General features: G+C 53.9%; 22 protein-coding genes and 1 pseudogene. 8 read left to right on the forward strand and 15 right to left on the reverse strand.

Going from position 1 to position 25,478, the window contains the following annotated elements; all coding sequences use genetic code 11:
* Window positions 1-11: 11 nt before the first annotated feature.
* Together CKO_RS18295 and CKO_RS18300 are read right to left on the reverse strand one after the other, a co-directional pair.
* Window positions 12-1,673 carry an acyl-CoA synthetase FdrA gene (locus CKO_RS18295; RefSeq protein WP_012135030.1) on the reverse strand — a complete coding sequence of 554 codons (1,662 nt, stop codon included), beginning with the start codon at window positions 1,671-1,673 and terminating at the stop codon, window positions 12-14.
* Window positions 1,674-1,686: 13 nt separating this feature from the next.
* Window positions 1,687-2,910, reverse strand: coding sequence for an MFS transporter (locus CKO_RS18300; RefSeq protein WP_012135031.1), 1,224 nt, complete (start codon window positions 2,908-2,910; stop codon window positions 1,687-1,689).
* 337 nt (window positions 2,911-3,247) lie between these two features.
* Here CKO_RS18300 and CKO_RS18305 point away from each other — a divergent pair, with 337 nt between their 5' ends.
* Window positions 3,248-4,153 carry a carbamate kinase gene (locus tag CKO_RS18305; RefSeq protein WP_012135033.1) on the forward strand — a complete coding sequence of 302 codons (906 nt, stop codon included), beginning with the start codon at window positions 3,248-3,250 and terminating at the stop codon, window positions 4,151-4,153.
* 133 nt (window positions 4,154-4,286) lie between these two features.
* Here the strand turns inward: CKO_RS18305 and fbaA are convergent, their stop codons facing one another.
* The 3 genes from fbaA to epd form a co-directional block, all read right to left on the reverse strand.
* The gene (gene fbaA, locus CKO_RS18310) at window positions 4,287-5,366 is read right to left on the reverse strand and encodes a class II fructose-bisphosphate aldolase (protein WP_012135034.1); all 1,080 of its coding nucleotides are present in this window, start codon (window positions 5,364-5,366) and stop codon (window positions 4,287-4,289) included.
* A 100-nt stretch (window positions 5,367-5,466) separates the two neighbouring features.
* A complete protein-coding gene (gene pgk / locus CKO_RS18315) occupies window positions 5,467-6,630 on the reverse strand; it encodes a phosphoglycerate kinase (protein ID WP_024130932.1) in 1,164 nt (387 codons plus the stop codon).
* 81 nt (window positions 6,631-6,711) lie between these two features.
* Window positions 6,712-7,731 (reverse strand): erythrose-4-phosphate dehydrogenase, encoded by a 1,020-nt coding sequence (epd, locus tag CKO_RS18320; protein WP_012135037.1) that lies wholly within the window; start codon window positions 7,729-7,731, stop codon window positions 6,712-6,714.
* A gap of 374 nt (window positions 7,732-8,105) precedes the next feature.
* Between epd and CKO_RS18325 the strand changes: the two genes are divergently transcribed.
* The 5 genes from CKO_RS18325 to CKO_RS18345 are packed head-to-tail and all read left to right on the forward strand — an operon-like array spanning window position 8,106 to window position 11,208.
* Window positions 8,106-8,531, forward strand: coding sequence for a PPC domain-containing DNA-binding protein (locus tag CKO_RS18325; RefSeq protein WP_012135038.1), 426 nt, complete (start codon window positions 8,106-8,108; stop codon window positions 8,529-8,531).
* 25 nt (window positions 8,532-8,556) lie between these two features.
* A complete protein-coding gene (locus CKO_RS18330) occupies window positions 8,557-9,135 on the forward strand; it encodes an ECF transporter S component (RefSeq protein WP_012135039.1) in 579 nt (192 codons plus the stop codon).
* Window positions 9,135-9,842 carry an energy-coupling factor transporter transmembrane component T gene (locus CKO_RS18335; protein WP_012135040.1) on the forward strand — a complete coding sequence of 236 codons (708 nt, stop codon included), beginning with the start codon at window positions 9,135-9,137 and terminating at the stop codon, window positions 9,840-9,842. The genes CKO_RS18330 and CKO_RS18335 overlap by 1 nt, the downstream gene beginning before the upstream one ends.
* On the forward strand, window positions 9,830-10,507 hold the full coding sequence (locus CKO_RS18340; RefSeq protein ID WP_012135041.1) for an energy-coupling factor ABC transporter ATP-binding protein: 678 nt from the start codon (window positions 9,830-9,832) through the stop codon (window positions 10,505-10,507). The genes CKO_RS18335 and CKO_RS18340 overlap by 13 nt, the downstream gene beginning before the upstream one ends.
* Window positions 10,501-11,208 (forward strand): ABC transporter ATP-binding protein, encoded by a 708-nt coding sequence (locus tag CKO_RS18345; protein ID WP_012135042.1) that lies wholly within the window; start codon window positions 10,501-10,503, stop codon window positions 11,206-11,208. Before CKO_RS18340 ends, CKO_RS18345 begins: the two co-directional genes overlap by 7 nt.
* Here CKO_RS18345 and CKO_RS18350 read toward each other — a convergent pair.
* The 7 genes from CKO_RS18350 to tkt form a co-directional block, all read right to left on the reverse strand.
* A complete protein-coding gene (locus tag CKO_RS18350; protein WP_012135043.1) occupies window positions 11,141-11,875 on the reverse strand; it encodes a nucleoside/nucleotide kinase family protein in 735 nt (244 codons plus the stop codon). The two genes, CKO_RS18345 and CKO_RS18350, sit on opposite strands and share 68 nt — an antisense overlap.
* On the reverse strand, window positions 11,872-12,381 hold the full coding sequence (locus CKO_RS18355; RefSeq protein WP_012135044.1) for an MltR family transcriptional regulator: 510 nt from the start codon (window positions 12,379-12,381) through the stop codon (window positions 11,872-11,874). Before CKO_RS18355 ends, CKO_RS18350 begins: the two co-directional genes overlap by 4 nt.
* A 15-nt stretch (window positions 12,382-12,396) precedes the next feature.
* Window positions 12,397-13,368, reverse strand: coding sequence for a class II fructose-bisphosphatase (glpX, locus tag CKO_RS18360; protein ID WP_012135045.1), 972 nt, complete (start codon window positions 13,366-13,368; stop codon window positions 12,397-12,399).
* Complete coding sequence (locus CKO_RS18365; RefSeq protein ID WP_012135046.1) at window positions 13,365-14,642, reverse strand: zinc-binding dehydrogenase; 1,278 nt, start codon at window positions 14,640-14,642, stop codon at window positions 13,365-13,367. The genes glpX and CKO_RS18365 overlap by 4 nt, the downstream gene beginning before the upstream one ends.
* 24 nt (window positions 14,643-14,666) lie before the next feature.
* Window positions 14,667-16,049, reverse strand: coding sequence for a PTS mannitol transporter subunit IIBC (locus CKO_RS18370; RefSeq protein WP_012135047.1), 1,383 nt, complete (start codon window positions 16,047-16,049; stop codon window positions 14,667-14,669).
* 27 nt (window positions 16,050-16,076) lie between these two features.
* Window positions 16,077-16,517 (reverse strand): PTS mannitol transporter subunit IIA, encoded by a 441-nt coding sequence (gene cmtB / locus CKO_RS18375; RefSeq protein ID WP_012135048.1) that lies wholly within the window; start codon window positions 16,515-16,517, stop codon window positions 16,077-16,079.
* Window positions 16,518-16,830: 313 nt separating this feature from the next.
* Window positions 16,831-18,822, reverse strand: a complete 1,992-nt coding sequence (gene tkt / locus CKO_RS18380) for a transketolase (protein ID WP_024130933.1) — start codon at window positions 18,820-18,822, stop codon at window positions 16,831-16,833.
* Between the two features lie 277 nt (window positions 18,823-19,099).
* Between tkt and loiP the strand changes: the two are divergent.
* Together loiP and CKO_RS18390 are read left to right on the forward strand one after the other, a co-directional pair.
* Window positions 19,100-19,859: pseudogene (gene loiP / locus CKO_RS18385) on the forward strand (metalloprotease LoiP).
* A 991-nt stretch (window positions 19,860-20,850) separates the two neighbouring features.
* The gene (locus CKO_RS18390; RefSeq protein WP_012135053.1) at window positions 20,851-22,119 is read left to right on the forward strand and encodes an OprD family outer membrane porin; all 1,269 of its coding nucleotides are present in this window, start codon (window positions 20,851-20,853) and stop codon (window positions 22,117-22,119) included.
* A 39-nt stretch (window positions 22,120-22,158) separates the two neighbouring features.
* On the opposite strand, the gene speB is transcribed toward CKO_RS18390, so the two are convergent.
* The 3 genes from speB to yqgB form a co-directional block, all read right to left on the reverse strand.
* Window positions 22,159-23,079, reverse strand: a complete 921-nt coding sequence (gene speB, locus CKO_RS18395) for an agmatinase (protein ID WP_012135054.1) — start codon at window positions 23,077-23,079, stop codon at window positions 22,159-22,161.
* Window positions 23,080-23,309: 230 nt separating this feature from the next.
* Window positions 23,310-25,286: a biosynthetic arginine decarboxylase gene (gene speA / locus CKO_RS18400; RefSeq protein WP_024130934.1), complete on the reverse strand. Its 1,977-nt coding sequence runs from the start codon at window positions 25,284-25,286 to the stop codon at window positions 23,310-23,312.
* Between the two features lie 8 nt (window positions 25,287-25,294).
* Window positions 25,295-25,426: an acid stress response protein YqgB gene (gene yqgB / locus CKO_RS18405; protein WP_048902450.1), complete on the reverse strand. Its 132-nt coding sequence runs from the start codon at window positions 25,424-25,426 to the stop codon at window positions 25,295-25,297.
* Window positions 25,427-25,478 lie beyond the last annotated feature (52 nt).

Genomic DNA, 25,478 nt, shown 5'->3' on the forward strand with positions numbered 1-25,478 from the left:
TACCTCTGAACTTAATGTAACTGTTTGAGTAGACTGGCGAGACGGGCGTTGCCACCGGCAACGGGCGCCCACTGATAATGCACAACCGGCGTACCGCTGCTTTGCAGATCCAGCGCGAAGCTGCGCAACCCGGCGTTGATGACCTGCACGCCATCAAGAAGCGCGCTATGTGCTTGCGGTATGCCGCGCTCCTGATGGCGTGTAAGACTGATGGCGAGCAGGACGGCTTCTTCCAGCGTTTCCACCACCGCAATCCCGGCCTCGCGAAGTTTTTCCGCCTGCCCGCTGCGCCCCTGCGGGTCGACATCAGTACCGGTCAGGGTGGCAATCACCACCAGCGGCGCGGCGCGTTTGGCGCGCACTTGCTCTATCGTCTCGACGACCGCTCCCGCCGGGTCGGCACAGGCGCCATAGCCCAGCACCACATCCAACAGCAGCACGCCCACTGTCGGCATTGCGGTCAGTTTTTCAATTTCAATACTGCGGGTAGTTGGATCAATCATCGGATGGGGTCTGCCCAGGGTGTAACTGTCATCACCGAGGTCGACAATGCGATGGCCGCCAGCCTCCAGCATCACGCCCTGGTCGTGGCTTTCGCTGACGGGGACGCCCAGCCCGGCGGAGAGCAGCATGGCGGCTTCGGCTGCCAGCGTGCCCCCGGCGTACAGGCCATAAATACCTTTCCCTGCCACTTCCGGCTGAATCCGTCGCTGTTGCGCCACGCGCATCAGCAGCACCGCCAGTTGGGCGGCATCCGACAAGGAGTTCGCCAGCCAGACGTTACCTTCACGGCGCTGTTCCGGTTGACGCCCGAGGAACAACGCGACCACCGGTTTCCCCACGTTTTGCATGGCCGCGATGATGCGGGTTCGCACCTGCGGCGACGGCGGTTTGGAGACAAAAGCAATCACCCGCGTGGCGTCATCCGCGGCCAGCATGTCGAGCGCGGTCAGCGCGCTGATGCCGCCCACTTCCGCGCTCAGGTCGCGCCCGCCCAGACCTATCGCATGGCTGATTCCCTGCTGATGCAGCGCAATCTGCGACGTCACTTCCTGAATCCCCGTCCCCGATGCGCCAATTACGCCAATCCCGCCTTCAGGCAGTACGTTGGCAAACGCCAGCGGACTTCCGGCAATCATCGCCGTGCCGCAGTCAGGCCCCATCACAATCAGCCCCCGCTCGCGCGCCATTGTTTTCAGCTCGACCTCCTGTTCCAGCGGCACGTTATCGGAAAACAGCATCACGTTTTTATTCGCCAGCAGCCCCTCTCTGGCAACCGATGCGGCATATTCCCCGGCAACGGAAACTAACAGCAGATTGGCCTGGGGTAATTTTTGACATGCGCTCTCCCAGCGGCGCGCTTTAGTCAACTGGTGCGAGCTGCCCGAGGCATTCGTCATCGCATTCAGTTCTTTCTCCAGTTGCTCACGAATCAAATCCAGAATGCCGGGCTGTTCGCCTTCGGTTCGCACCGCCACGCAAATATCGTTTGGCGTGGCATCGGCAAAATCGTCATGCCAGAACCCGGTTGAATCCAGCATCGACTTATTCGCTGGCGTGCCCATCATCACCGAGACCTGATCAACTTCCGGGCGTTCACTGAGTTTTCGGGAAATAATCATCAGGCTGACGGAGTCCTGAAAACTTCCCTTTTTAATAAAGGCGTAAATCATTACCGCTACCTCTTTATGTGCGTTTTTCTTTTAAAAACAACATGGCGAATAAACCGACAGCCAGCAGCGCGGCTGAAACATAGAAACTGGAAGCCAGACTTCCGGTGATATCACGCGCTGCGCCTGCAATAATGGGTGCCAGAATGGATGAACTCATGCCGATGAAATTAAATAAACCAAATGCCGTGCTGTAATTATTTTCATCGACGCTATCCGCCACCAGAGCGACCAGTACCGGGTCCAGCGCCAGTTTCCCGACAAGGCCATAAACGCACAGAGCGATAATGACACCGGTCATATTTGGCATCCAGATAATTGACAGCATGCTGAGAATGGCAACGGGCACCAGGAACATAATTAATGGTTTACGCTTACCCAGTTTGTCAGACAAGCTGGAGAATAACAGCGCGCCAGGAATTGAAATCCACGCCACCAGCGAAGAAATAAATCCGGTTTCACTGCCCGCGATGCCACGTTCACTTTGCAGATAATAGGGAAGCCAGGTCAGAATAACGAAGAAACCAAACAGGCTACAGAACACCATAATATAGGTGATAATTAAATTACGGTTTTTCAGAAGGTCGCTGAAATTCCCTTTTTTTACCGGTTTGCCATCGGCTTCGGCCGTGCGCTTCTTCTCTTTCACAAACAACCAGATCGCAATCCCAACCAGCACGGAGGGGATCGCCATCGCGTAAAATGGCATACGCCACGAATACCCCTGGTCGTACACCAGCCAACTGGAGGTCATCAGGCCCAGCGCAATACCGAAGGCCATCCCGCTATTGATGATGGCGCTGCCCAGCGAACGGTATTTTTTGGGGATCTGCTCGGAAGACAAGCCATACTGCGGGCCATAGTAAGTCCCTTCTCCCGCTCCCGTTACCACGCGGGCAAACAGCAGCGTATACCAGCTTTTCGCCCAACCTGTGACGGCGGTGAATACGCCAAAAAGAATAAACCCCGGCACCAGCACTTTCTTTTTGCCAATCTTATCGCCCAGAATGCCTGCCGGAACCTGAAGCAAAGCATAAGAAAAATAGAAAACTGAATTAAGAATACCTAATTGCGTACCACTTAAGCCAAATTCTTTTTCCAGCTCTCCCATTACCGGATTGAGTATCGTGCGGTCAGCGTACATAAAAATCCACCCTAACCAGAACAGGAAAACGGTGACCCACCAGGCCGGTATTCCTCTTTTATTCGTGACCTCAGTCACTTCATATGATCCAGACATAAGCAATCTCCCGGTAATATTTACCGCTGAACACCTCATGCTATCTGACATGATACGTGAGGTTTGATGTTTTAACTGAGGCTACCTTATCGAGGGAAAAATCCATTTCATTTGAACAAAATCACACAAAATCCATTGTTATAAATTCCTGGGAACTGACCACTGCATTATTAAAAAAAGTCTAATAATCATTTTTAAAACAATTTAAATAAAAGAGATAAAAACGCTAAGGATTAGCGAGATATTTTTGTGGGTAAATGAGCTGTCGGTTACATCACATTATGAAAATAACAAAACGATATTTTTACCGCGAGATATTTCGCACAATGAGGTCATCATGAAAAAGAAAATCGTCATTGCCCTTGGCGGCAATGCGTTATTACAGCGCGGAGAAATTCTTAGCGCGGAAAATCAGCAGCGTAGCATTCAGGTATTCGCCAGAATGGCATCCGTACTGGCCCGGGATTATCAACTGGTGATTGTTCACGGCAACGGCCCGCAGGTGGGTCTGCTGGCGTTACAGAATGCGGCCTGTACAGACTCCCCCGCCTGGCCGCTGGATATTCTGGTCGCCGAAAGCCAGGGAATGATCGGTTTTGCTATCGCTCAGGAACTGGCGTCATGTACCGGCGGCGCGCCCGTCACAACGCTGATGACCCGCGTGGCGGTCGATCCGCGGGATGACGCCTTTGCAACGCCCGGTAAGTATATCGGCCCGGTATATCAACCAGCGCAGCAGGCGGAGCTGGAAGCACGCTACGGCTGGCTGATGAAAGCCGATGGCAACTATATTCGTCGGGTTGTTCCCTCTCCAACGCCATTAAAAATTCTCGACAGTGACGCAATACAAACGTTGATAGATGCCGGACATACGGTAATTTGCTGCGGTGGCGGCGGCATTCCGGTTATCGCACAAGACGAGGGATATCAGGGAGTCGAAGCGGTCATTGATAAAGATTTAACGGCCTCGGTGCTGGCGCAGTCTCTCCACGCCGATCATCTGTTGATCCTGACGGATGCGGACGCTGTGTATGAGAACTGGGGAACGCCACAGGCGCGCGCGCTACGCCATGCAACGGTAGAAGAACTGGCGCCGTTTGCCGCCCCCGATGGTGCGATGGGCCCCAAAGCCGCAGCGGTGATGCAGTTTGTTAAGCAGACCGGGAACACTGCGTTTATCGGCGCGCTAAAAGATGCGCCACAGATTCTGGCGGGGGAAAAAGGCACCTGCGTGACGCGGTAAACCTCTTTTTGCCGGATGGCGACTACGATTGGCAACCATGCTTCCCGTAGGCCGGATAAGACGCTTTCGCGTCGCCATCCGGCAAAAAAAATGGCTTCCCGAAGGAAGCCATTTTTACAATCAGCAGGCTGAATTACAGAACGTCAATCGCGTTCAGTTCTTTGAAAGCCTGTTCCAGACGCGCGATCATGGAAGTCTGGCCAGCACGCAGCCATACGCGCGGATCGTAGTATTTCTTGTTCGGCTGATCTTCGCCTTTCGGGTTGCCCAGCTGACCCTGAAGATACGCTTCGTTATCTTTGTAATACTTCAGAACACCTTCCCAGGTCGCCCATTGGGTATCGGTATCGATGTTCATTTTGATTACGCCGTAGCTTACGGAGTCTTTGATTTCCTGAGCGGTAGAACCGGAACCACCGTGGAATACGAAGTTCAGGCTGTTGTGCGGCAGGTTGTGTTTCTTAGAAACATATTCCTGAGAGTCGCGCAGGATGGTCGGGGTCAGAACCACGTTACCCGGTTTGTAAACACCGTGTACGTTACCGAAGGAAGCCGCGATGGTGAAACGCGGGCTGATTTTGCTCAGCTCAGTGTACGCGTAATCAACGTCTTCCGGCTGGGTGTACAGTGCAGAAGCGTCCATGTGGCTGTTGTCCACGCCGTCTTCTTCACCACCGGTGCAACCCAGTTCGATTTCCAGAGTCATGCCCATTTTGGCCATGCGCGCCAGGTATTTGGAGCAGATTTCGATGTTCTCTTCCAGAGACTCTTCAGACAGGTCGATCATGTGAGAAGAGAACAGCGGCTTACCGGTCGCAGCGAAATGTTTTTCACCCGCGTCCAGCAGACCGTCGATCCACGGCAGCAGTTTCTTCGCGCAGTGGTCGGTGTGCAGAATTACCGGAACACCGTAGTGTTCAGCCATCTGGTGAACGTGATGCGCGCCAGAGATAGCGCCCAGGATTGCCGAGCCCTGAGGAACGTCGGTTTTCACGCCTTTACCCGCGATAAAGGAAGCGCCACCGTTGGAGAACTGGACGATGACCGGCGCTTTAACTTTAGCAGCGGTTTCCAGAACGGCGTTGATGGAATCGGTGCCCACGCAGTTAACTGCTGGCAGAGCAAAGTTGTTTTCTTTTGCTACCTGGAACACTTTCTGTACGTCATCACCAGTAATTACGCCTGGTTTTACGAAATCAAAAATTTTAGACATGTTTCGTTGTCCTGTATCGTCGGGCCTTAGAAAAAACACGGGCCGCCCTGAATGTCAGCACGGCAATAAATCAACGGGCAGGAATCCCTGCCCGTAACGATTACTTCTTAGCGCGCTCTTCGAGCATTGCTACTGCTGGCAGCACTTTGCCTTCCACGAATTCGAGGAATGCGCCGCCGCCAGTGGAGATGTAGGAGATTTTGTCAGCAATGCCGAACAGGTCGATTGCCGCCAGAGTGTCGCCGCCGCCTGCGATGGAGAAAGCTTCGCTGTCTGCGATCGCGTTGGCAACAATTTCGGTGCCTTTACGGAAGTTCGGGAATTCGAACACGCCAACCGGGCCGTTCCACAGAATGGTTTTCGCATTCTTCAGGATGTCAGCCAGTTTCTCAGCGGAAGTATCGCCCAGGTCCAGAATCTGCTCGTCGTCTTTGATATCGTTAACAGATTTCAGGGTCGCGGTAGCGGTTTCGGAGAACTCGGTTGCTACGCGTACGTCAGTTGGAACCGGGATATCGCAGGTGGTCAGCAGGCGTTTCGCTTCGTCAACCAGGTCAGCTTCGTACAGGGATTTGCCCACATTGTGGCCCTGAGCGGCAACGAAGGTGTTTGCGATGCCGCCGCCAACGATCAGCTGGTCAGCGATTTTGGACAGGGAGTCCAGAACGGTCAGTTTGGTAGACACTTTAGAACCGCCAACGATAGCCACCATCGGGCGAGCCGGTTCTTTCAGCGCTTTACCCAGCGCATCCAGTTCTGCCGCCAGCAGCGGACCTGCGCAAGCGACGTCGGCGAATTTACCGATACCGTGGGTAGAAGCCTGGGCGCGGTGCGCAGTACCGAAAGCGTCCATCACGAATACGTCGCACAGCGCAGCGTATTTCTTAGACAGGGCTTCGTCGTCTTTCTTCTCGCCTTTGTTAAAGCGAACGTTTTCCAGAACCACCAGTTCACCGGCAGCCACTTCAACGCCGTCCAGGTAATCTTTTACCAGGCGAACCGGATTGGACAGTTTGTCTTTCAGGTAGTTAACAACCGGCAGCAGAGAGAATTCTTCGTTGTACTCGCCTTCGGTAGGACGACCCAGGTGGGAAGTAACCATCACTTTCGCACCCTGTTTCAGGGCCAGTTCGATGGTCGGCAGGGAAGCACGAATACGCGCGTCGCTGGTTACTTTCCCTTCTTTAACTGGAACGTTCAGATCCGCACGGATAAAAACACGTTTACCAGCAAGATCCAGATCGGTCATCTTAATTACAGACATGGTGAATCCTCTCATTGATTCATAAAGTTTTGCAGACGTCATGCGCTTCATCCTTTTGAAGGATTTTGCGCATGAAATGTCCTACTTGAAACCAACTGCGGCCATCGCTAACGTCGTGTCGAGCATTCGGTTAGCAAAGCCCCATTCATTATCGCACCAGACCAATGTCTTGATCAGGTGGGCGCCACTGACCCGTGTCTGGGTGCCATCAACGATGGCGCTATGCGGGTCGTGGTTGAAATCTATCGAGACCAACGGCAATTCCGTATAGTCAACTATACCATGAAATGCCCCATGTGCTGCTTTTTGCAGCAACTGGTTGACTTCATTGGCTTTTACCGGCTTTTTCACCGTCACGCTTAAGTCGATCGCCGTCACATTTATGGTCGGTACGCGTACCGCAATCGCCTCAAAACGGTCGTTGAACTGCGGGAAAATTCGCGTAATGCCCGCCGCCAGTTTGGTATCAACCGGAATAATCGACTGGCTGGCGGCGCGGGTGCGTCGCAGATCGGAATGGTACGCGTCGATCACCTGCTGATCGTGCATAGCGGAGTGGATCGTCGTGACGGTTCCCGACTCAATGCCGTATGCATCATCTAACAATTTAATGACGGGGATGATGCAATTCGTGGTACAGGACGCATTCGATACGATGCGGTGTTCCGCACGCAATTGCTCCTGGTTCACGCCAAACACGACGGTGGCGTCAAGATCGTGGCTGCCGGGATGTGAAAAGAGCACTTTTTTCGCGCCAGCGGCAAGATGCGCCTCGCCGTGTTCACGATTACCGTACACGCCCGTGCAATCCAGCACGACATCAATACTCAGTTCGCGCCAGGGCAGCGCATCCAGCGTTCGCTCGTGCAAAATGCGAATCGTGTCGTCACCGACGATGAGCTGCTCGCGCTCCTGGCGAACATCCCATGCAAAACGTCCATGGCTGGTGTCATATTTCAACAAATGCGCCATGCCCGCAGCATCCGCAAGTTCGTTGATTGCCACCACGCTGATTTCCGCCCGGCGTCCTGATTCATACAAAGCACGAACCACGTTACGCCCGATGCGACCAAAGCCATTAATCGCTACGCGTACGGTCATAGGTCTCCTGCAAGGCTATCCCGATTCAGATGAGGCTGACAGAGTAATCCAGCAAATCGTCGAGGAAAACCTTACCTGTCGCAAACTGCGACTGATTGATTATTTGTCGAACATTTAATCGACTGAAACGCTTCAGCTAGAATAAGCGAAACGAGGAATAAAAGGAATGATTGTCCAGTCAAAGAAGCCAGTTATCTGACCTGCATCACACTTTCGCCCCCTTCAGCGCCCGATTTATTCCATATTCCAGAATGGCGAATAAGCGTAGCAATATCTTTTCGTTGCCGCATCACAAATCCTGATTTATATCAGGAAGTACGTGAGCCAGCGTCTATATTATCAGCGCTACGTCCGAGTCTCGGAGTCCCCAAACCATGACAATGCCGCCAGTTCCCTCATCTGCCGCACGCTTTTATGCGCTGCGCCTGCTTCCCGGCCAGGAAGTTTTTTCACAACTACACGCGTTCGTCCAACAGCACCAACTGCGCGCCGCGTGGATAGCCGGGTGTACCGGCAGCCTGACTGACGTCGCGCTGCGATTCGCCGGGCAAGAGGAAACCACCCTGCTCACCGGAACGTATGAGGTCATCTCCCTGAACGGCACGCTGGAACTCACTGGCGAACACCTTCATCTCTCTGTTTCCGACCCAAAAGGCGCAATGCTGGGCGGCCATATGATGGCAGGCTGTACCGTTCGCACCACGCTTGAGCTAGTCATCGGAGAGCTTAACGCGCTGGCGTTTAGCCGCCAGCCCTGCGCTGTTTCCGGTTATGAAGAACTGGTTATCTCACCCCGTTAACGTTTCACTCAGTAAGAGGTTTTCTATGGCGCGTCGCCAGTTTTCCAGCCAGTCCCTGGCTTTGATCGTGATTGCTATCGCCATCAATATGATCGGCGGACAGCTCATCAGCATGTTGAAGTTACCGGTTTTCCTCGACTCCATCGGGACGTTGATCAGCGCCGTCCTGCTCGGCCCGATTGTCGGCATGTTAACCGGGTTGCTCACCAACGTACTCTGGGGATTATTAACCGATCCCATCGCCGCCGCCTTTGCGCCGGTCGCGATGGTGATTGGTCTGGTCGCCGGTTGGCTGGCGCGTGCCGGATGGTTTCGCACCCTGCCAAAAGTGGTGGCCAGCGGCGTGGTGATTACGCTGGCGGTCACAGTTGTCGCCGTGCCGCTGCGAACCACGCTGTTTGGCGGTGTGACCGGAAGCGGCGCCGACCTGTTTGTCGCCTGGATGCACTCTGTCGGTCAGAACCTGGTGGAGTCCGTTGCGATTACCGTCCTGGGGGCGAATCTGGTCGATAAAATCCTGACCGCGATTATCGTCTGGGTGCTGTTGCGCCAGTTGCCATTACGCACCACGCGCCATTTCCCAACGATGTCGCCCGTGCGCTAATGCACCCTTTTACCTCGTTAACGCTCTGGGCGCTGGCCGCCTGCACCACGCTGCTGCTTCCTGCCGGCATGGCGCTCACGCTGTACAGCGCGGCGACGTTTCTCTGTTTACTGGGGATAAGCGCCACGCGCCCGCGGGCGAAATATGTCGCGTGGCTGATGTTTTCTCTGGGGTTCGGCCTATGGCTGGTACACGGAGGCTGGCTGACCGAGTGGATCAGCGGCCAGCCGCGCGATCCGCAACGCTGGCAACACGCCGTCACGCTCTGGCTACGGATTCTGGCGATAGTCTCCACCTCACAGTTGTGGATGCAGTACGTGCCGGTTCGCCAGTTTATTCGCGCCCTGTTCGCCTCACGCCTGCCGCCGGGCATCGCCTACCTGTTTGCCGGCCCACTACTGGTTGTCGAACAGCTAAAACGCCAGCTGTCGATCATTCATGAAGCCCAGCGCGCCCGCGGCGTGCCGCTGGACGAACGTTGGTATCAGCGACTTCGCGCCATGCCTGCGCTTATCGTTCCGTTAACGCACAATGCGCTCAACGATCTGGCGGTTCGCGGCGCGGCATTGGATATGCGGGCGTTTCGTTTACATCGCCGTCGCACCACATTGTGGGCGCCGGAGGACAGCGCCCGGCAACGGGTCGCACGCTACAGCATGATACTGGCGATGCTGGTCGAAACCGGAGTGTGGATATGGTTACGCTAGAGCAGTTCCGTTATCACCCGACACATGCGACGCGCGCCCCGCTGTGCTTCGATTTTCATTACGACACGCCCGGTATCGTGGCGATTTTTGGCAATAACGGCAGCGGAAAAAGTACGCTGGCGCAGTTAATGGCGGGCTGGTTTCCCGATTTTCTTCCCGGCGCGATCGACGGCAAAGGCGAACTGTTATGCACGCCCATAGGGCAGCGCTCCCTGGCGGAACACGCGCAAACCATCCAGCTTGTCCAGCAGTCGCCCTGGCTGCAACTTTCCGGCTGTACCTTCAGCGTAGAGGAAGAGATCGCGTTCGGCCCGGAAAACCTTGCGCTCAGAGAAGCGGAGATCCTGCGTCGCGTTGATGCCGCGCTCTCGCTGACGGAATGCCAGCCATTGCGCCATCGCCACCCGGGTACGCTTTCCGGCGGGGAAACTCAGCGCGTGGTGATTGCCAGCGCACTCGCTATGCAGCCGAAACTGTTGATTCTTGATGAAGCGTTCAGCCGTTTAACGGCTCAGGCCACGGCGCTGCTGCTGGCGCGTTTACAGGACTGGGCGCATACGCAACAGGCGTTAATCATTCTTTTTGAGCGTGACCCCGCCCCCTTTCTCGCCTATTGCGATCGCACATGGCAGTTGCACAACGAAGGATTATCTTTACGATGCTGACGCTAGAACAGGTGACTTTTCGCTGGCCGGGCGCCGCTACTCCCTGCCTTCACGATATCTCACTGACGCTGAACGCAGGGGAATGGCTGGCGCTGACCGGTGATAACGGCGCGGGGAAATCGACGCTTCTGCGCATCATGGCTGGCTTACTCACTCCGTCATCCGGCGACGTGCTGCTTCAGGGAACGCCGATTGCGCAACGCAAAAACCGCGAACGCGCGCAGATTCTCGGCGTGCTGTTTCAGGAAGCGGAAAACCAGCTTTTTCACAGTAATGTCGCCGAAGAGGTCGCTTTTGGCTTGCGGCTACAAAAGTTGCCGCCGACCGAAATTGCGCAACGCACCGCTACGGCGCTGAAATTATGCGCTCTGGAAGAGGTCGCGGATATGCATCCGTTAGATCTTCATACGGCGCAACGCCGTATGGTCGCTGTTGCCAGTCTTGACGTCATGAGACCAGCAATTCTGACGCTTGATGAACCCAGCCGGGATTTTGACGCCCACTGGCTGGCAATCTTTGAAAACTGGCTCGCGGTTTGCCGACAACGGGGAACCAGCGTGGTGGCGATCAGTCATGACGCCGCCTTTACGCAGCGCCATTTTTCCAGGGTGGTTCGTCTGCATAACGGGGCCATTACTGGGGCTCGTCAGGCAACGCCTGCGCAAGACGATACTCACCCTTTGCCGTCATCTCTAACGTAAGACTCGCAGGTAAGCTGTTTTCCAGCACCCGACAAACGTTAGGCCCGTCGGTACGGTCAAAAAATATCTGCGCCTGCTCTTCGCTCAGTCCTCCTGCCTGTTTACGTGCGATTAAACGTCCGCGTAGCACATCGGCAGGCGCGCGGATAAACAGTGAATAATCGCAATACTGCCGTAGCTCGCGCCAGGACGGCGCGTTATACAACAGCCAGTTTCCTTCAATAATAACGACAAGCGCCGTCACCTGAATGGCATTTTCGACAGGGTCATGCAGTTGGCGATCATATTGAGGCCAGGTTGCATTCTGCTCATGGAGCTGACGTAAATTACTCGCCAGTTTTTCAACGTTAAAGGTTTCAGGCGCACCTTTAGCGGCGCGTAGTTCATGCTCATCCAGCCAGCGATTATAATGATGGAAGCCATCCATCGGCAGCGTCTGGATCGTCGGTAATTCTGGATCGTTACGCGACAGATATTCCCAGAAGGTGGTGAGCGTTGACTTTCCTGTTCCTGGCGGGGCGCTCAGAAAAATAACGGTGCGGCGCTCAGGTGTTTTCGCGTTTAATGTTGCCAGATGCCGTAACAGCGGTTTATGGACATTTTCTACTTCATCGTCATCATACCAGGCGTCGGTCATCAGCCCATTAATCTGGAGCGATATTTTCACGGTGTTAATTCCCTTAATATCGTCGTTACCGCTAAAGCCAACCCGGTTTTGATCATGGTGACAAAACGTATTTCTGAATAGATGGCGAAATCTGCAAACTTCATTGATTTCAACGAATTGTAGAGTGTAGCATTCGTCGTTATGCTATTGACGTTACTCATAAAATCCCAGGTGATATCATCAGAAAAACGGGGGATTTCATGCTGTTCACGTAAATACTGATAAAACTGAGAAAAGTGAATCACATCGGCATACAGCCATTTATCCATTTTTCCCAACGCATAAATCAAACGTATTGCCACATCAATGTCATCAAGCGGGCCGCTTTGAGCCAGTAACGGCTTCACTGCATATTCGACGATTTCTTCATCGTTATTGACGAATAATGACGGCAGAAAATTTTTGATGGCCTGCAACAGGATGTCATTTGCGGTTGCCATAAACGAAAGTAAATTATCCTGAGCGTCCAGTTGCTCAAGTACATCATCTTCTGTCAACGTCGTCATGCGTTTCTCGATAAATCACCAGCAATGCAGAGAGTCTATTATATTACACGTTCGATCGATGCCGCCGATCAGTAATGTTTGCGTACTGACGCCATTTTCCGTTTTCTGCACGCCATGTAACAGATCGCCTCCCGTTACGCCCGTTGCTGAAAACAGAATATCCTGGCTTCCCACGAGTTCATCCAGCGTATAAACCCGGTTCACCGCGACACCCATTTGCTTACAGCGACGTAACTCATCGTTCGCGATCAATCGGTGTTCCGCCGTTTCACCTTTCGCCTGACAAAAGTCAATCAACTCAGCCTGCATATCACCATCAAGCGCCTTCACGGCGCAGGCTGATATCACCCCTTCCGGCGCGCCGCCAATAGCGTACATCACATCGAACGGATGATGTTGCTGGCAGGTTAATACGCTGGCGGCGACATCACCATCCGGCAAAGCAAACACCTTAACGCCAAGCTGCGCGGCCTGCTGAATAACCGCCTGATGGCGCGGTTTATCCAGCGTCGCCATACGCAACGACGTGAGCGGCTTATTCAGCGCAGCGGCAATATTACGCAGGTTCTCTTCCAGCGATAACGCGAGGTTAATCGCCCCCTTCGCCTGACGGTTAACCACCAGTTTGCGCATATACATGTCAGGCGCATGCAGCAGGCTCCCCTGCGGCGCCAGCGCCATCACGGACAACGCATTATTCTGCCCCATCGCCACCATGCGCGTTCCCTCAATCGGGTCGACGGCGATATCCACGCTCGGCCCTGTCCCGGTTCCGACCTCCTCACCGATATACAACATCGGCGCATGGTCGATTTCGCCTTCGCCGATAACAATTTTGCCCCGCATGGCGACTTCATTTAATGACTGACGCATGGCTGTCACCGCCAGTCCATCGATTTTGTTTTTATCGCCGCATCCGGTTTGCGGCCAGGCAGCAAGCGCTGCCTGTTCCGTAATCCGAAAAAGCGGCCACGCCAGAGACATCATGCCGCCGCCTCCCCAATATCTACGCCAAACTGCGCCAGCAAATATCTCTCCGCGTTTTCATTCCAGATGCCGTGCGTCTCTTCAACCAGACGCGCCAGCGCTTTGAATAACGGGTCGGTTTTTCCTTTTTCGGCAAAATCGGCGATAGCGGTCAGCGGCATGGTCACGCCGTTATAAATGAGTTTTTTCCCGCCCGGAATATTGGGCAGGTTAAGCACCGTTTCCGGGACGGCATCCAGCCCGCCAATGTGCGTTACCATAAATGAAGGCTGTAGTTGCCCTGTGGCGCTCAACGCAATGGCCTCTTTCATGTCATCGGTCGAACCGCCGGACGTTCCCACAACATGGGTACTGTTGTAATGCACGTTATAGAAGTTAAACGGAACCTTAAAATCTTTATCCGTTGGGCCCGCGAAAAAGTTCAGACAACCGTCTTCAGCCAGCAGTGTATCGGCCATTTCCACCACCGCCGGGACGGCGGCATAAACGAAAACGTCATCGAAACCCGCATCTTCCGTTAGCGCACGCAGTTTTGCCGTCGGGTTTTCCATGCCGCAGGTATTCACATAAACAAGCTCAATCCCCTTCGCCGCCGCCAGCTCGACCGGCAGCAGTTTTTTCGCTTGTGACAGACGGGCTTCATCAATATCGACCACCACCACTCGCGAAGGCTGGATACCACCGTTGATGGCATAATCAATGGCGCCGATCCCCATCGGCCCGGCACACGCCAGAAGCGCAATATTACCGCCGGGTTTCACCCCCATACGGTGCTCATAAACATAAGGCGTCGTGTGGTAGTTCGCATTGTATGCGCCGATAATACAGCACATGGGTTCTGCCAGTGACGCCGCCGCGAAATAAGAGCCGTGATACGGTAAAACACAGCCGAGGTTAATCGCCAGCTCAGGAATAATCATATACGTCGCATTGCCGCCAAAATATTCATAGCTATATCCCGCTGAATATCCGCTGGGCAACCCCATCGCCGGTTGCAACACAAAACGTTGTCCCTTTTTATATTTATCGGTCAGGTTTTTCCCCACCTCAACAATAATACCTGCGCACTCATGACCAGTAATAACCGGGTGATTCTCTAAGTCATCAGGCACACGTTTATGCTCGCTACCTAACGTGGCGGCTTTCCATGTCGATAAACACACGCTGTCTGATATTACACTCACTAAAAGTTCATTATCTGTAATTTCAGGCAATTCAAACTCGCGGATGCGAACATCCTGCTTACCATAAATAGCAGCTACTTTGGTCTTCATAGTTACTCCGAAAAATTGATGATGCTAATCCGCGATGAGTTTTTTAAATAATTCATCCAGCAGTGGGTCACCGATGTAATTTTTAATTAACACCGTGGGCTTATTACTCACACGCTTAACGCGGCCCTCAAGGCTGGCATGCGTCACGATAATATCGGCGTCATCAGGAACATTTTCGATAGCATGATGAGCCACCGCAATCACCAGACCGGCTTTCTCCAGACGCTTACGGAATGTCGTTGCCCCCATCGCGCTGGAACCCATTCCGGCATCGCAAACAAAAGCGATACGTTTAATATTCTTATAAGAAAATGCGCCTTCCTGTTTCATTGCTTTCACGGCTTTCGCAGACTCTGCGAAATGGTCTTCTTCATTCTCCGTTTCAACGCTCTTTTCCATTTTCAGGATGATCGAAGTCACGATGAAGGTCACCAGCGTTCCCGCCGTTACACCCGCGATCGTAGCCAGGAAAGATCCTTTCGGCGTCAGCGCAAGGTACGCAAAAATCGAACCCGGACTTGGGCCTGCAACCAGTCCACCGCCTAACAGATTAAACACCCAGGTTCCCGTCATCCCGCCAGCGATCATCGCAATCAGCGTTAACGGTTTCATCAGTACATACGGGAAGTACAGCTCGTGAATCCCCCCCAGGAAGTGGATGATCATCGCTCCCGGCGCGGACTTTTTGCTCATACCACGGCCAAAGAAGGTAAAGCCCAGCAGCAGCCCTAATCCCGGGCCAGGGTTAGAGGCCACCATGAAGAAAATCGATTTCCCCGTCTCCGACGCCTGTTGCATCCCCAACGGGTAATAGACGCCCTGATCAATCGCGTTATTCAGAAAGAGAATTTTCGCGGGTTCGTTAATAAGCGACAGCAGCGGCAGATAACCGGCATGCACCAGCGATTCAATACACTCTTTCACAAAATTATTCGCGATGAGCACTGCCGGGCCAATCACCTCAAACCCCAGCAGGCACAGGAGCATCCCGGCAATCCCCAGAGAGAAGTTATTAATCACCATCTCAAAGCCAGCGGGAATACGCTTGTCCAGCAGTCGGTCGATATGTTTAATCACCAGCCCACCAAGTGGCCCCATGATCATTGAGCCGAGGAACATAGGAATATCCGCGCCGATAATGACGCCAATCGTACCAATTCCCCCCATCACCGCGCCTCGTTTCCCGCCCACCAGATGGCCGCCAGTAGAACCGATCATTACTGGCAGCAAATAGGTGATCATAGGGCCAACTATTTTGGCGAAATGTTCATTCGGTAGCCAACCGGTTGGAATAAATAAGGCAGTAATAAACCCCCAGGCAATAAATGCGCCGATATTGGGAATGACCATTGCAGTCAAAAAGCCCCCAAAAGCCTGGACCTTTGCACGAGCAGACTTGTGTTCCATAATAATATCCTGTAGAGGAGAAATTAATTATGCGCGAGCAATAATATCCGCTAGCTGTTTTTCAGATGTCGCTGTTAACAACTCAGTAAGAATTTCATCTTCACATAATAATTCACTTAACGCCTGAATAGCGCCAATGTGAGAGTCCGCATCTGCGGCGGATAAACCGATTAATAATTTGATCGGATCATCTTTTGTAAACTTCACTTCTTGCCGGAGGAGTGTTAACGACATCCCCGTTTTTAAAGCACCACATTCAGGGCGCGCATGCGGCATTGCGACGCCTGGCGCCAGAATATAATAAGGTCCATTGGTTAATGTGGACTCTTTAATGGCCTGAATATACCGTGAGTTAACATAATCATGAGAAAGCAGAGAGGACATGGAAAAATCAATTGCTTCGCGCCAGTCAGTCGCTGCATTTTTTATTGCTATTGACGATTCAGGGAAATAATCAATCAGCCGCATAAATTATCCTTATTTATATAGGGTACTGCTTATCGTTAAAAACAAAATACTCGCGCGGCAAAGCGAAATCAATCGAGGGGAAAAATGCGAAGAAGGAGAAAGTGTTTTTTTAGAACTCAATAAAAACAGACAGTTAAAAACATAAAAATAAAAAGCAACTGTATTTATGTGCTATTTATCACAATTACATCAAATCACTAAATATCAAATATGTGAATTAGATCATATATAGCCACTTGTCTGAACGAAATTATTTATAATTCCTTTATAAAAAACGGGCCGCCTGAGCGACCCGTTCGGTGTTGTATCGTGATTACAGCAGTTCTTTTGCTTTCGCGACAACGTTATCAACGGTAAAGCCGAACTCTTCGAACAGCAGCTCAGCAGGCGCAGACTCACCGAAGGTGGTCATGCCGACGATAGCGCCATTCAGGCCCACGTATTTGAACCAGTAGTCAGCGATACCCGCTTCTACTGCCACGCGAGCGGAAACCGCTTTCGGCAGTACGGCTTCACGGTAAGCGGCATCCTGCTTGTCGAACGCGTCGGTAGACGGCATGGAGACCACGCGCGCTTTCACGCCTTCGGCAGACAGTTTGTCCCATGCGGCAACGGCCAGCTCAACTTCAGAACCGGTTGCGATGAAGATCAGTTCCGGCTGACCGGCGCAATCTTTCAGCACATAACCACCGCGCGCGATGTTCGCCAGCTGCTCTTCGGTACGTTCCTGCTGCGCCAGATTCTGACGGGAGAGGATCAGCGCGGTCGGGCCGTCCTGACGCTCAACGCCGTATTTCCACGCCACTGCGGATTCAACCTGGTCACACGGACGCCAGGTGCTCATGTTCGGCGTTACGCGCAGAGAAGCCACCTGCTCTACCGGCTGGTGAGTCGGGCCATCTTCGCCCAGACCGATGGAGTCGTGGGTGTAGACCATCACCTGACGCTGTTTCATCAGCGCAGCCATACGCACCGCGTTACGGGCATATTCCACGAACATCAGGAAGGTAGAGGTGTACGGCAGGAAACCACCGTGCAGGGAGATACCGTTAGCGATGGCGGTCATACCGAACTCGCGCACGCCGTAATGGATGTAGTTACCCGCAGCATCTTCGTTGATGGCTTTAGAACCCGACCACAGGGTCAGGTTGCTTGGCGCCAGGTCAGCGGAACCGCCGAGGAACTCAGGCAGCAGCGGCCCAAACGCTTCAATCGCATTCTGAGACGCTTTACGGCTGGCGATTTTCGCCGGGTTAGCCTGCAACTTAGCGATAAATTCATTCGCTTTCGCGTCGAAGTCAGACGGCATTTCGCCTTTCATACGACGGGTAAATTCAGCGGCTTCCTGCGGGAAGGCTTTTGCATAGGCGGCGAATTTCTCATTCCAGGCCGCTTCTTTTGCCTGACCGGCTTCTTTCGCATCCCACTGCGCGTAGATTTCAGACGGGATTTCGAACGGCGCGTATTTCCAGCCCAGCTGTTCGCGGGTCAGTGCGATTTCAGCATCGCCCAGCGGCGCGCCGTGAGAGTCGTGCGTACCCGCTTTGTTCGGGGAACCGAAACCGATGATGGTTTTGCACATCAGCAGGGACGGTTTGTCAGTAACGGCGCGCGCTTCTTCAACCGCGCGTTTAATCGCTTCAGCATCGTGACCGTCGATACCGCGCACAACGTGCCAGCCGTAGGCTTCGAAACGTTTAGCGGTGTCATCAGTGAACCAGCCTTCAACGTGACCATCGATAGAGATACCGTTGTCATCGTAGAACGCGATCAGTTTGCCCAGCTTCAGCGTTCCTGCCAGAGAGCAGACTTCATGGGAAATACCTTCCATCATGCAGCCATCGCCCATGAAGGCATAGGTGAAGTGATCCACGATATCGTGGCCTGGACGGTTGAACTGCGCCGCCAGTGTTTTTTCCGCAATCGCCATACCGACCGCGTTCGCAATCCCCTGGCCCAGCGGACCGGTGGTGGTTTCAACACCTGCGGTGTAACCCACTTCCGGGTGGCCCGGCGTTTTGGAGTGCAGCTGACGGAAGTTTTGCAGCTCAGACATCGGCAGGTCATAGCCGGTGAGGTGCAGCAGGCTGTAGATCAGCATGGAGCCGTGGCCGTTAGACAGCACGAAGCGGTCACGGTCAGCCCAGGAAGGGTTCTGCGGGTTGTGGTTCAGGAAATCACGCCACAGGACTTCGGCAATGTCAGCCATACCCATAGGGGCACCCGGGTGGCCGGATTTGGCTTTCTGTACTGCGTCCATGCTCAGCGCACGAATAGCATTGGCAAGCTCTTTACGTGAGGACATTTTGACTCCAGATCGGATGATGAAGGCCATGCCCTTAACGACTTGACGACAGCGCGTTTTGGGCTACGCCGGAAAAAAGTGCCAACAATGTAACCCAAGCCGCGAGCCATGTACATGGAGCATCCTTTCGCCGCTTCAGAAATCTCCGGATCGTGTTCGCATGTTGCGCAATCTGCTCACCCCCTTGTCGTTCTTTTCTTTATACTTAGCGTGGCGCTGGTTCATCGACACAAGGCGCACTTTTAGAACAATCCTGATTTCGTGCGGAAGAGAAAACATGAAAATTCGCGCTTTACTGCTTGCTATGAGCATGGCGACGGTTCTGACCGGTTGCCAGAATATGGACTCCAATGGACTGCTCGCTTCAGGTGCAGGCGCTTTTCAGGCTTAACAGCCTCAGTGATGAGCAAGTAAAAGCGCTCAGCGACCAGGCATGTACGGAAATGGACAGCAAGGCGACAATCGCCCCGGCCAGCAGCGAATACGCGAAGCGACTGAGCAAAATCGCCTCTGCGCTCGGCGACAATATCAACGGCCAGCCGGTGAATTACAAAGTCTATGTGGCGAAAGACGTTAACGCGTTTGCAATGGCGAACGGCTGTATCCGCGTCTATAGCGGCCTGATGGACATCATGACCGATAACGAAGTGGAGGCGGTCATCGGCCACGAAATGGGACACGTTGCGCTCGGCCATGTGAAGAAAGGGATGCAGGTTGCGCTGGGGACTAACGCGGTTCGCGCCGCAGCCGCTTCCGCTGGCGGTATTGTCGGCAGTCTGTCGCAGTCGCAGTTGGGCGATCTTGGCGAGAAACTGGTGAACTCACAGTTCTCCCAGCGCCAGGAGTCCGAAGCGGATGATTACTCCTATGACTTGTTGCGCAAACGCGGCATCAGTCCGGCCGGTCTGGCAACCAGCTTTGAGAAACTGGCGAAACTGGAAGCGGGACGTCAAAGCTCCATGTTTGACGATCACCCGGCCTCCGCCGAACGTGCCCAGCATATTCGCGACCGAATGGCGGCAGACGGTATTAAATAAAAACGAGAGCAACATGTAGCTCTTGTTAGCTGTTCCGTTCGCCTTATGTTCGTTACCTGTCTGAAACCATAGCATTTGCGAACGTGTTAAGGAGGCTCGTCGCCGCCTCCTTAACAATCCTGGCTCCCGGCGGGAAAATTGTTGCTTCGCAATACCCTCCGCTTATTCCTCCTGGCTACCGGGGCGGGCGCGAGGTAGCGTCCCTGCAAAACGCGCCCTGAACCCGCATCCATGCGGGTTCCTCCGGCCTTACGGAAACACGTCGGCAATTTTCAGCCGGACCCGCCCACACCTGACCATTTCCACGGTTTGTTTTTTTAACAGCAAAACCGGTGCAACTGAAAATCAGGGCATTACAGCAATGCCCCTGTTCCGGCTGAAAATCGATGAGACGTTGACGGCTGACCGGGTCCGCCCGCAAGGACGCGGGCGGAGGGGACGGCCTGCCGGGACGCAGGCTCGGCCCCGACCCGAAAGGCAGACGGAATAAGGCGAATGAACCGCGCAGCGGCGATTTTCCTTGCCGGAGAGCCTGGGTTGCAAGGGAGGCGGCGGCGAGCCTCCCTTGCACGTTCACGAATACTGAGTTTTCAGAGGAATGTTGAACATCAGGTGAACGGAAACAATCTTCCTGGCTAAATATTCTCCCGGCAGACAGAATAGCGCTCAAATGGTAATTACCCCATTCTTATAACGCATAAATTGATAACTTAAGCGCACAGAACGTTAAATATCAGAATATAAACAGTAGCGATATATTCGACGTTTTATTCTCTGATAGAGGATTATTTTAGTATTTATATTCCCCGGCATGTTTTATCACTTTTTTTAACGCCACAGACAAAATATAAAATAGTCCAGCCCCGATATGGCCGGCACGCCAACGGCTGTAAGCCTTTGTCACAAAATGTTTGCAATCAATAATTATTCAGGTAACTATCCGTAACGCAGCAATTCAATTTGATATTATCCATAAAGAGAAGTTCCCTCAGTGAAAAAAGAAATATCGTTAATCGCATTAAGTTTATTCGCCGCATTGCCTGCCATTGCCAGCCAACAATCCGACAGCCAGGGTTTTGTTAATGACAGCCATTTAAATCTCTTTTTACGTAACGCCTGGATTAACCGCGACTATCAGGGCGGCGTACAGGACAAAGCCGAATGGGGCCAGGGCATTGTCGCCACCTTTGAATCCGGCTATACCGAAGGTCTGATCGGCTTTGGCGTTGACGGTATTGCGCAGTATGGCGTGCGTCTGGACGGCGGCCGTGGCCGCAGTGGCGCAGGCGGTATCGACTTCTTCAAACAAGACAGCGACGGCCGCGCGAAATCCGATCTGGCAAAATTTGGCGCAACCGCCAAAATGCGCATCTCCAACACCGTCCTGAGCTACGGCAACCAGCGTCCGCAGCTCCCGATCGTCTACGCCGACGATTCCCGTCTGCTGTTTGAAAGCTTCACCGGCACCATGTTGACCTCCAGAGAGATCGACGGTCTGGAGATTAATGCCGGTTACTTCACCGACGAGCAGCGCAAAAGCGACGACCGCCACAACAGCGGCCTGAAAAGCCTCTCTTTCGGCGGCGCGAGCTACCAGTTTAACGATCAGTTCAGCGGCGCCCTGTATGCCTCGCACGTCGAAGATGTGCTGAACAAACAGTATCTGGGGCTGAACTTCAAACAGCCTTTCAGCACCGGACAGCAGCTGGTGCTGGACTTCAACGGCTACAACTCACGTCTGGATTCCGGTTACGCCGATAGCCTGAATACTGGCCGCAGCAACAGCATCTGGAGCCTGGCGGCAAGTTATATCTGGGATATTCATACCTTTAAAGTGGCGTATCAGCAAAGCAGCGGCAGCACCGGTTATCACTACGGCAGCTATCGCGATCAGGGCGGCGTCGGCGATGGCGGCAACACCATCTGGCTGGCGAACTCTTACTGGTCTGATTTTAACGGTGAAGACGAACGTTCCTGGCAGGCGTCATATGGACTGGATTTTGCCGGTCTCGGTTTACCGGGGCTGAGCTGGACAACCGCTTATGTTCGCGGCGATAACATCAAAACATCGGCAACCAGCAACGGCAAAGAGCACGAGTGGTTCAACCAGGTGCAATACCAGGTTCAGGACGGCATGGCGAAAGACCTGAAACTGAAGCTGCGCTATTCCGTATTACGCGTGTCCAGCAACGCCAGCGACTATAACGTCAGCGGCAACGAGATTCGCGCTTACGTGGAATATCCGTTTAACATCTTTTAAGTTAAAACCCCTCTCCTGATGACGGAGAGGGGGAAGCACTTATTCGCCTTTTTTCGCCGCCTGAATGTAGAGCATTTCCAGCGCCAGGGTCGCCGCAGCCAGCGCGGTGATTTCGGACTGGTCATAAGCCGGAGCCACTTCCACTACGTCCATCCCGACGATGTTCAGATCTTTCAGACCGCGCACCAGTTTAATGGCGCGATCGGAAGTCAGGCCGCCGATCACCGGTGTCCCTGTGCCCGGTGCGAACGCCGGGTCCAGACAGTCGATATCAAAGGTCAGGTAGACCGGCATATCGCCAACGATCTGATTAACCTGCGCGATGATGTCATCCACGCCGCGATCGTTCACCTGGCAGGCATCCAGCACGGTGAAACCGTTGTCTTTATCAAATTCAGTACGAATACCAATCTGCACGGAGTGGTTCGGGTCAATCAACCCCTCTTTCGGCGCAGTGTAGAACATGGTGCCGTGGTCAAACTCGCAGCCGTTCGCGTAAGTGTCGGTATGCGCGTCAAAATGCACCAGCGCCATTTTGCCAAAGTGCTTTGCATGAGCGCGCAGCAGCGGCAGGGTCACGAAGTGGTCGCCGCCGAAGGAGAGCATACGTTTACCGGCTGACAGCAGTTTCTCCGCATGCGCCTGCAATTTTTCACTCATCTCGCGCGCGTCGCCAAACGCATAGACCAGGTCACCGCAGTCCACAACGTTCAGACGCTCGCGCATGTCGAAGTTCCACGGGAAGCGGTTGTGCTCCCAGGCCAGGTTAGTGGAAACCTGACGGATTGCCGCCGGGCCGTGGCGGCCGCCCGCACGACCGGAAGTCGCCATATCAAACGGTACGCCGGTGATAACCCAGTCGGCGTCGCTGTCATAAGGCTGGAAATTCAGCGGCAGACGCAGAAAGCCAAAGGCGTTGGAAACCAGGGAGTTATCGTACTGATGACCTAAAGTGCTCATGTCCTGACCTCTTTTAAAGTCGATACATTAAAAACAGATGAAAAAAAATCCCCTCCGCGTCGTTAAACCCGACGAGGAAGGGATTGATTCGTAAATCGCTTATTGGGGCGAATTATCGCCGTTAATTCATACGGGTTCAAGTGAGTATAGCATTCTGCCGGATGGCGGCTTCGCCGTATCCGGCCTATATTCGTAGGCCCGGTAAGCGCAGCGCCACCGGGCATCAGCGGCTACTCGTCTTCCAGGTAAGTGTACCCGTACAGCCCCGTCTCAAACTCTTCGAGGAACTGCTGTTGCAGCGCATCGTCCAGACCGGTCTGCTTCACCTGATCGCGGAAGTGAGTCAGCAGCGTGTTCGGATCGAGCTGTACGTATTGCAGCATATCCGCCACGGTGTCCCCTTCGTCAGACAGCTCAACTTCCACGCTGCCATCCGGGAAGACAAACACGTCAACCGCTTCGGTGTCGCCGAACAGGTTGTGCATGTTGCCAAGGATCTCCTGATAGGCGCCGACCATAAAGAAACCGAGCATCGGCGGGTTCTCTGGATCGTACTCCGGCATCGGCATAGTGGTGGCGATGCCGTCACCGTCGATGTAGTGATCGATCGCGCCATCGGAATCACAGGTGATGTCCAGCAGCACCGCGCGGCGCTCAGGCACCTGATCCAGCCCTTCCAGCGGCAGCACCGGAAACAGTTGATCGATACCCCACGCATCCGGCATTGACTGGAACAGCGAGAAGTTGACGTACATTTTGTCCGCCATACGCTCCTGCAACTCATCGATGATCGGACGATGCGCACGGTTCTGCGGGTCCAGCTGTTTCTGTACTTCGTGGCACATGCTCAGGTAGAGCTGTTCCGCCCAGGCGCGTTCCTGCAAGCTGAACGTCCCGGAAGAGTAGCCAATGTGAATGTCGTGCAGATCCATCTGGCTGTCGTGCAGCCATTCACGCAGCGAGCGGCGGGTGCCCGGCTCGTGCATCTCCTGCCAGGTTTCCCACATGCTCTGCAACGCGCGCGGCGCGTCGTCGGCAGGCGCGGTGGGCACGGTATATTCGTTACGCTCCACGCCGATGATATTCGATACCAGCACGGTATGGTGCGCAGTTACCGCACGGCCAGACTCGGTGATCACCGTTGGGTGCGGCAGACCGTGTTCTTCACACGCGTCGCCAATCGCCCAGATGATGTTGTTAGCGTATTCGTTCAGGCCGTAGTTCACGGAGCAATCAGACTGCGAGCGGGTTCCTTCGTAATCCACGCCCAGACCGCCGCCGACGTCGAAACACTGAATGTTGACGCCCAGCTTATGCAATTCAACGTAGAAACGGGCGGATTCGCGCACGCCGGTGGCAATGTCGCGGATATTCGCCATCTGCGAGCCGAGGTGGAAATGCAGCAGTTGCAGGCTGTCCAGTCGCCCGGCTTCACGCAGGGTTTCAACCAGTTGCAGCACCTGCGTCGCCGCCAGGCCGAATTTGGATTTTTCTCCGCCGGAAGACTGCCATTTACCGGAACCCTGCGAGGCCAGACGCGCACGCACGCCCAGGCGCGGGATCACGTTCAGACGCTCGGCTTCATCCAGCACGATAGCGATTTCTGACATCTTCTCGATGACCAGGTAGACCTTGTGGCCCATCTTTTCGCCGATCAGCGCCAGACGGATGTATTCACGGTCTTTGTAGCCGTTACAGACGATCACGCTGCGGGTCATTCCGGCGTGCGCCAGAACCGCCATCAGCTCCGCCTTCGAACCGGCTTCCAGCCCCAGCGGTTCGCCGGAGTGAATCAGCGATTCAATCACCCGACGGTGCTGGTTGACCTTGATCGGATAAACGAGGAAGTAGTCGCCGTTATAACCGTAGGATTCACGCGCGCGTTTAAACGCCGCGTTAATGGAACGCAGACGGTGTTGCAGGATCTGCGGGAAGCAGAACAACGCAGGCAGACGCTGGCCTTGCGCTTCGCGAGCTTTCACCAGTTTGGCGAGATCGACGCGCGCCTGAGGGACGTCAGGGTCCGGGCACACGCTGATGTGTCCCAGTTCGTTGACGTCGTAGTAGTTATTGCCCCACCAGGCAATATTGTAAGTACGCAGCATCTTGCTGGCTTCCTGGGAGCTCATTGCAACCTCCTGCATGGAGCGTAGTACACCCTGTTCGCCTGCTGACGAAGGCGAACCCATAGACATGTCGTCAGACATAGCGAACCTCAAATTTTATTAACAAGTGTAAAACAGTTGACTACTATCGCAATCCGTAGACGCGATAACAACCCATAAACAGACGTATTTTCCAGCAGATAGTGCTGACACTCCGCCTGCGCGACCGGTTTCTTTTTCATATCATTGTAAAACACGTAACCGAACTTAAGTATGACGGTTCGGCGAAACCAC

Origin of the sequence: Citrobacter koseri ATCC BAA-895 (assembly GCF_000018045.1) — a bacterium.
GTDB lineage: Bacteria > Pseudomonadota > Gammaproteobacteria > Enterobacterales > Enterobacteriaceae > Citrobacter_B > Citrobacter_B koseri.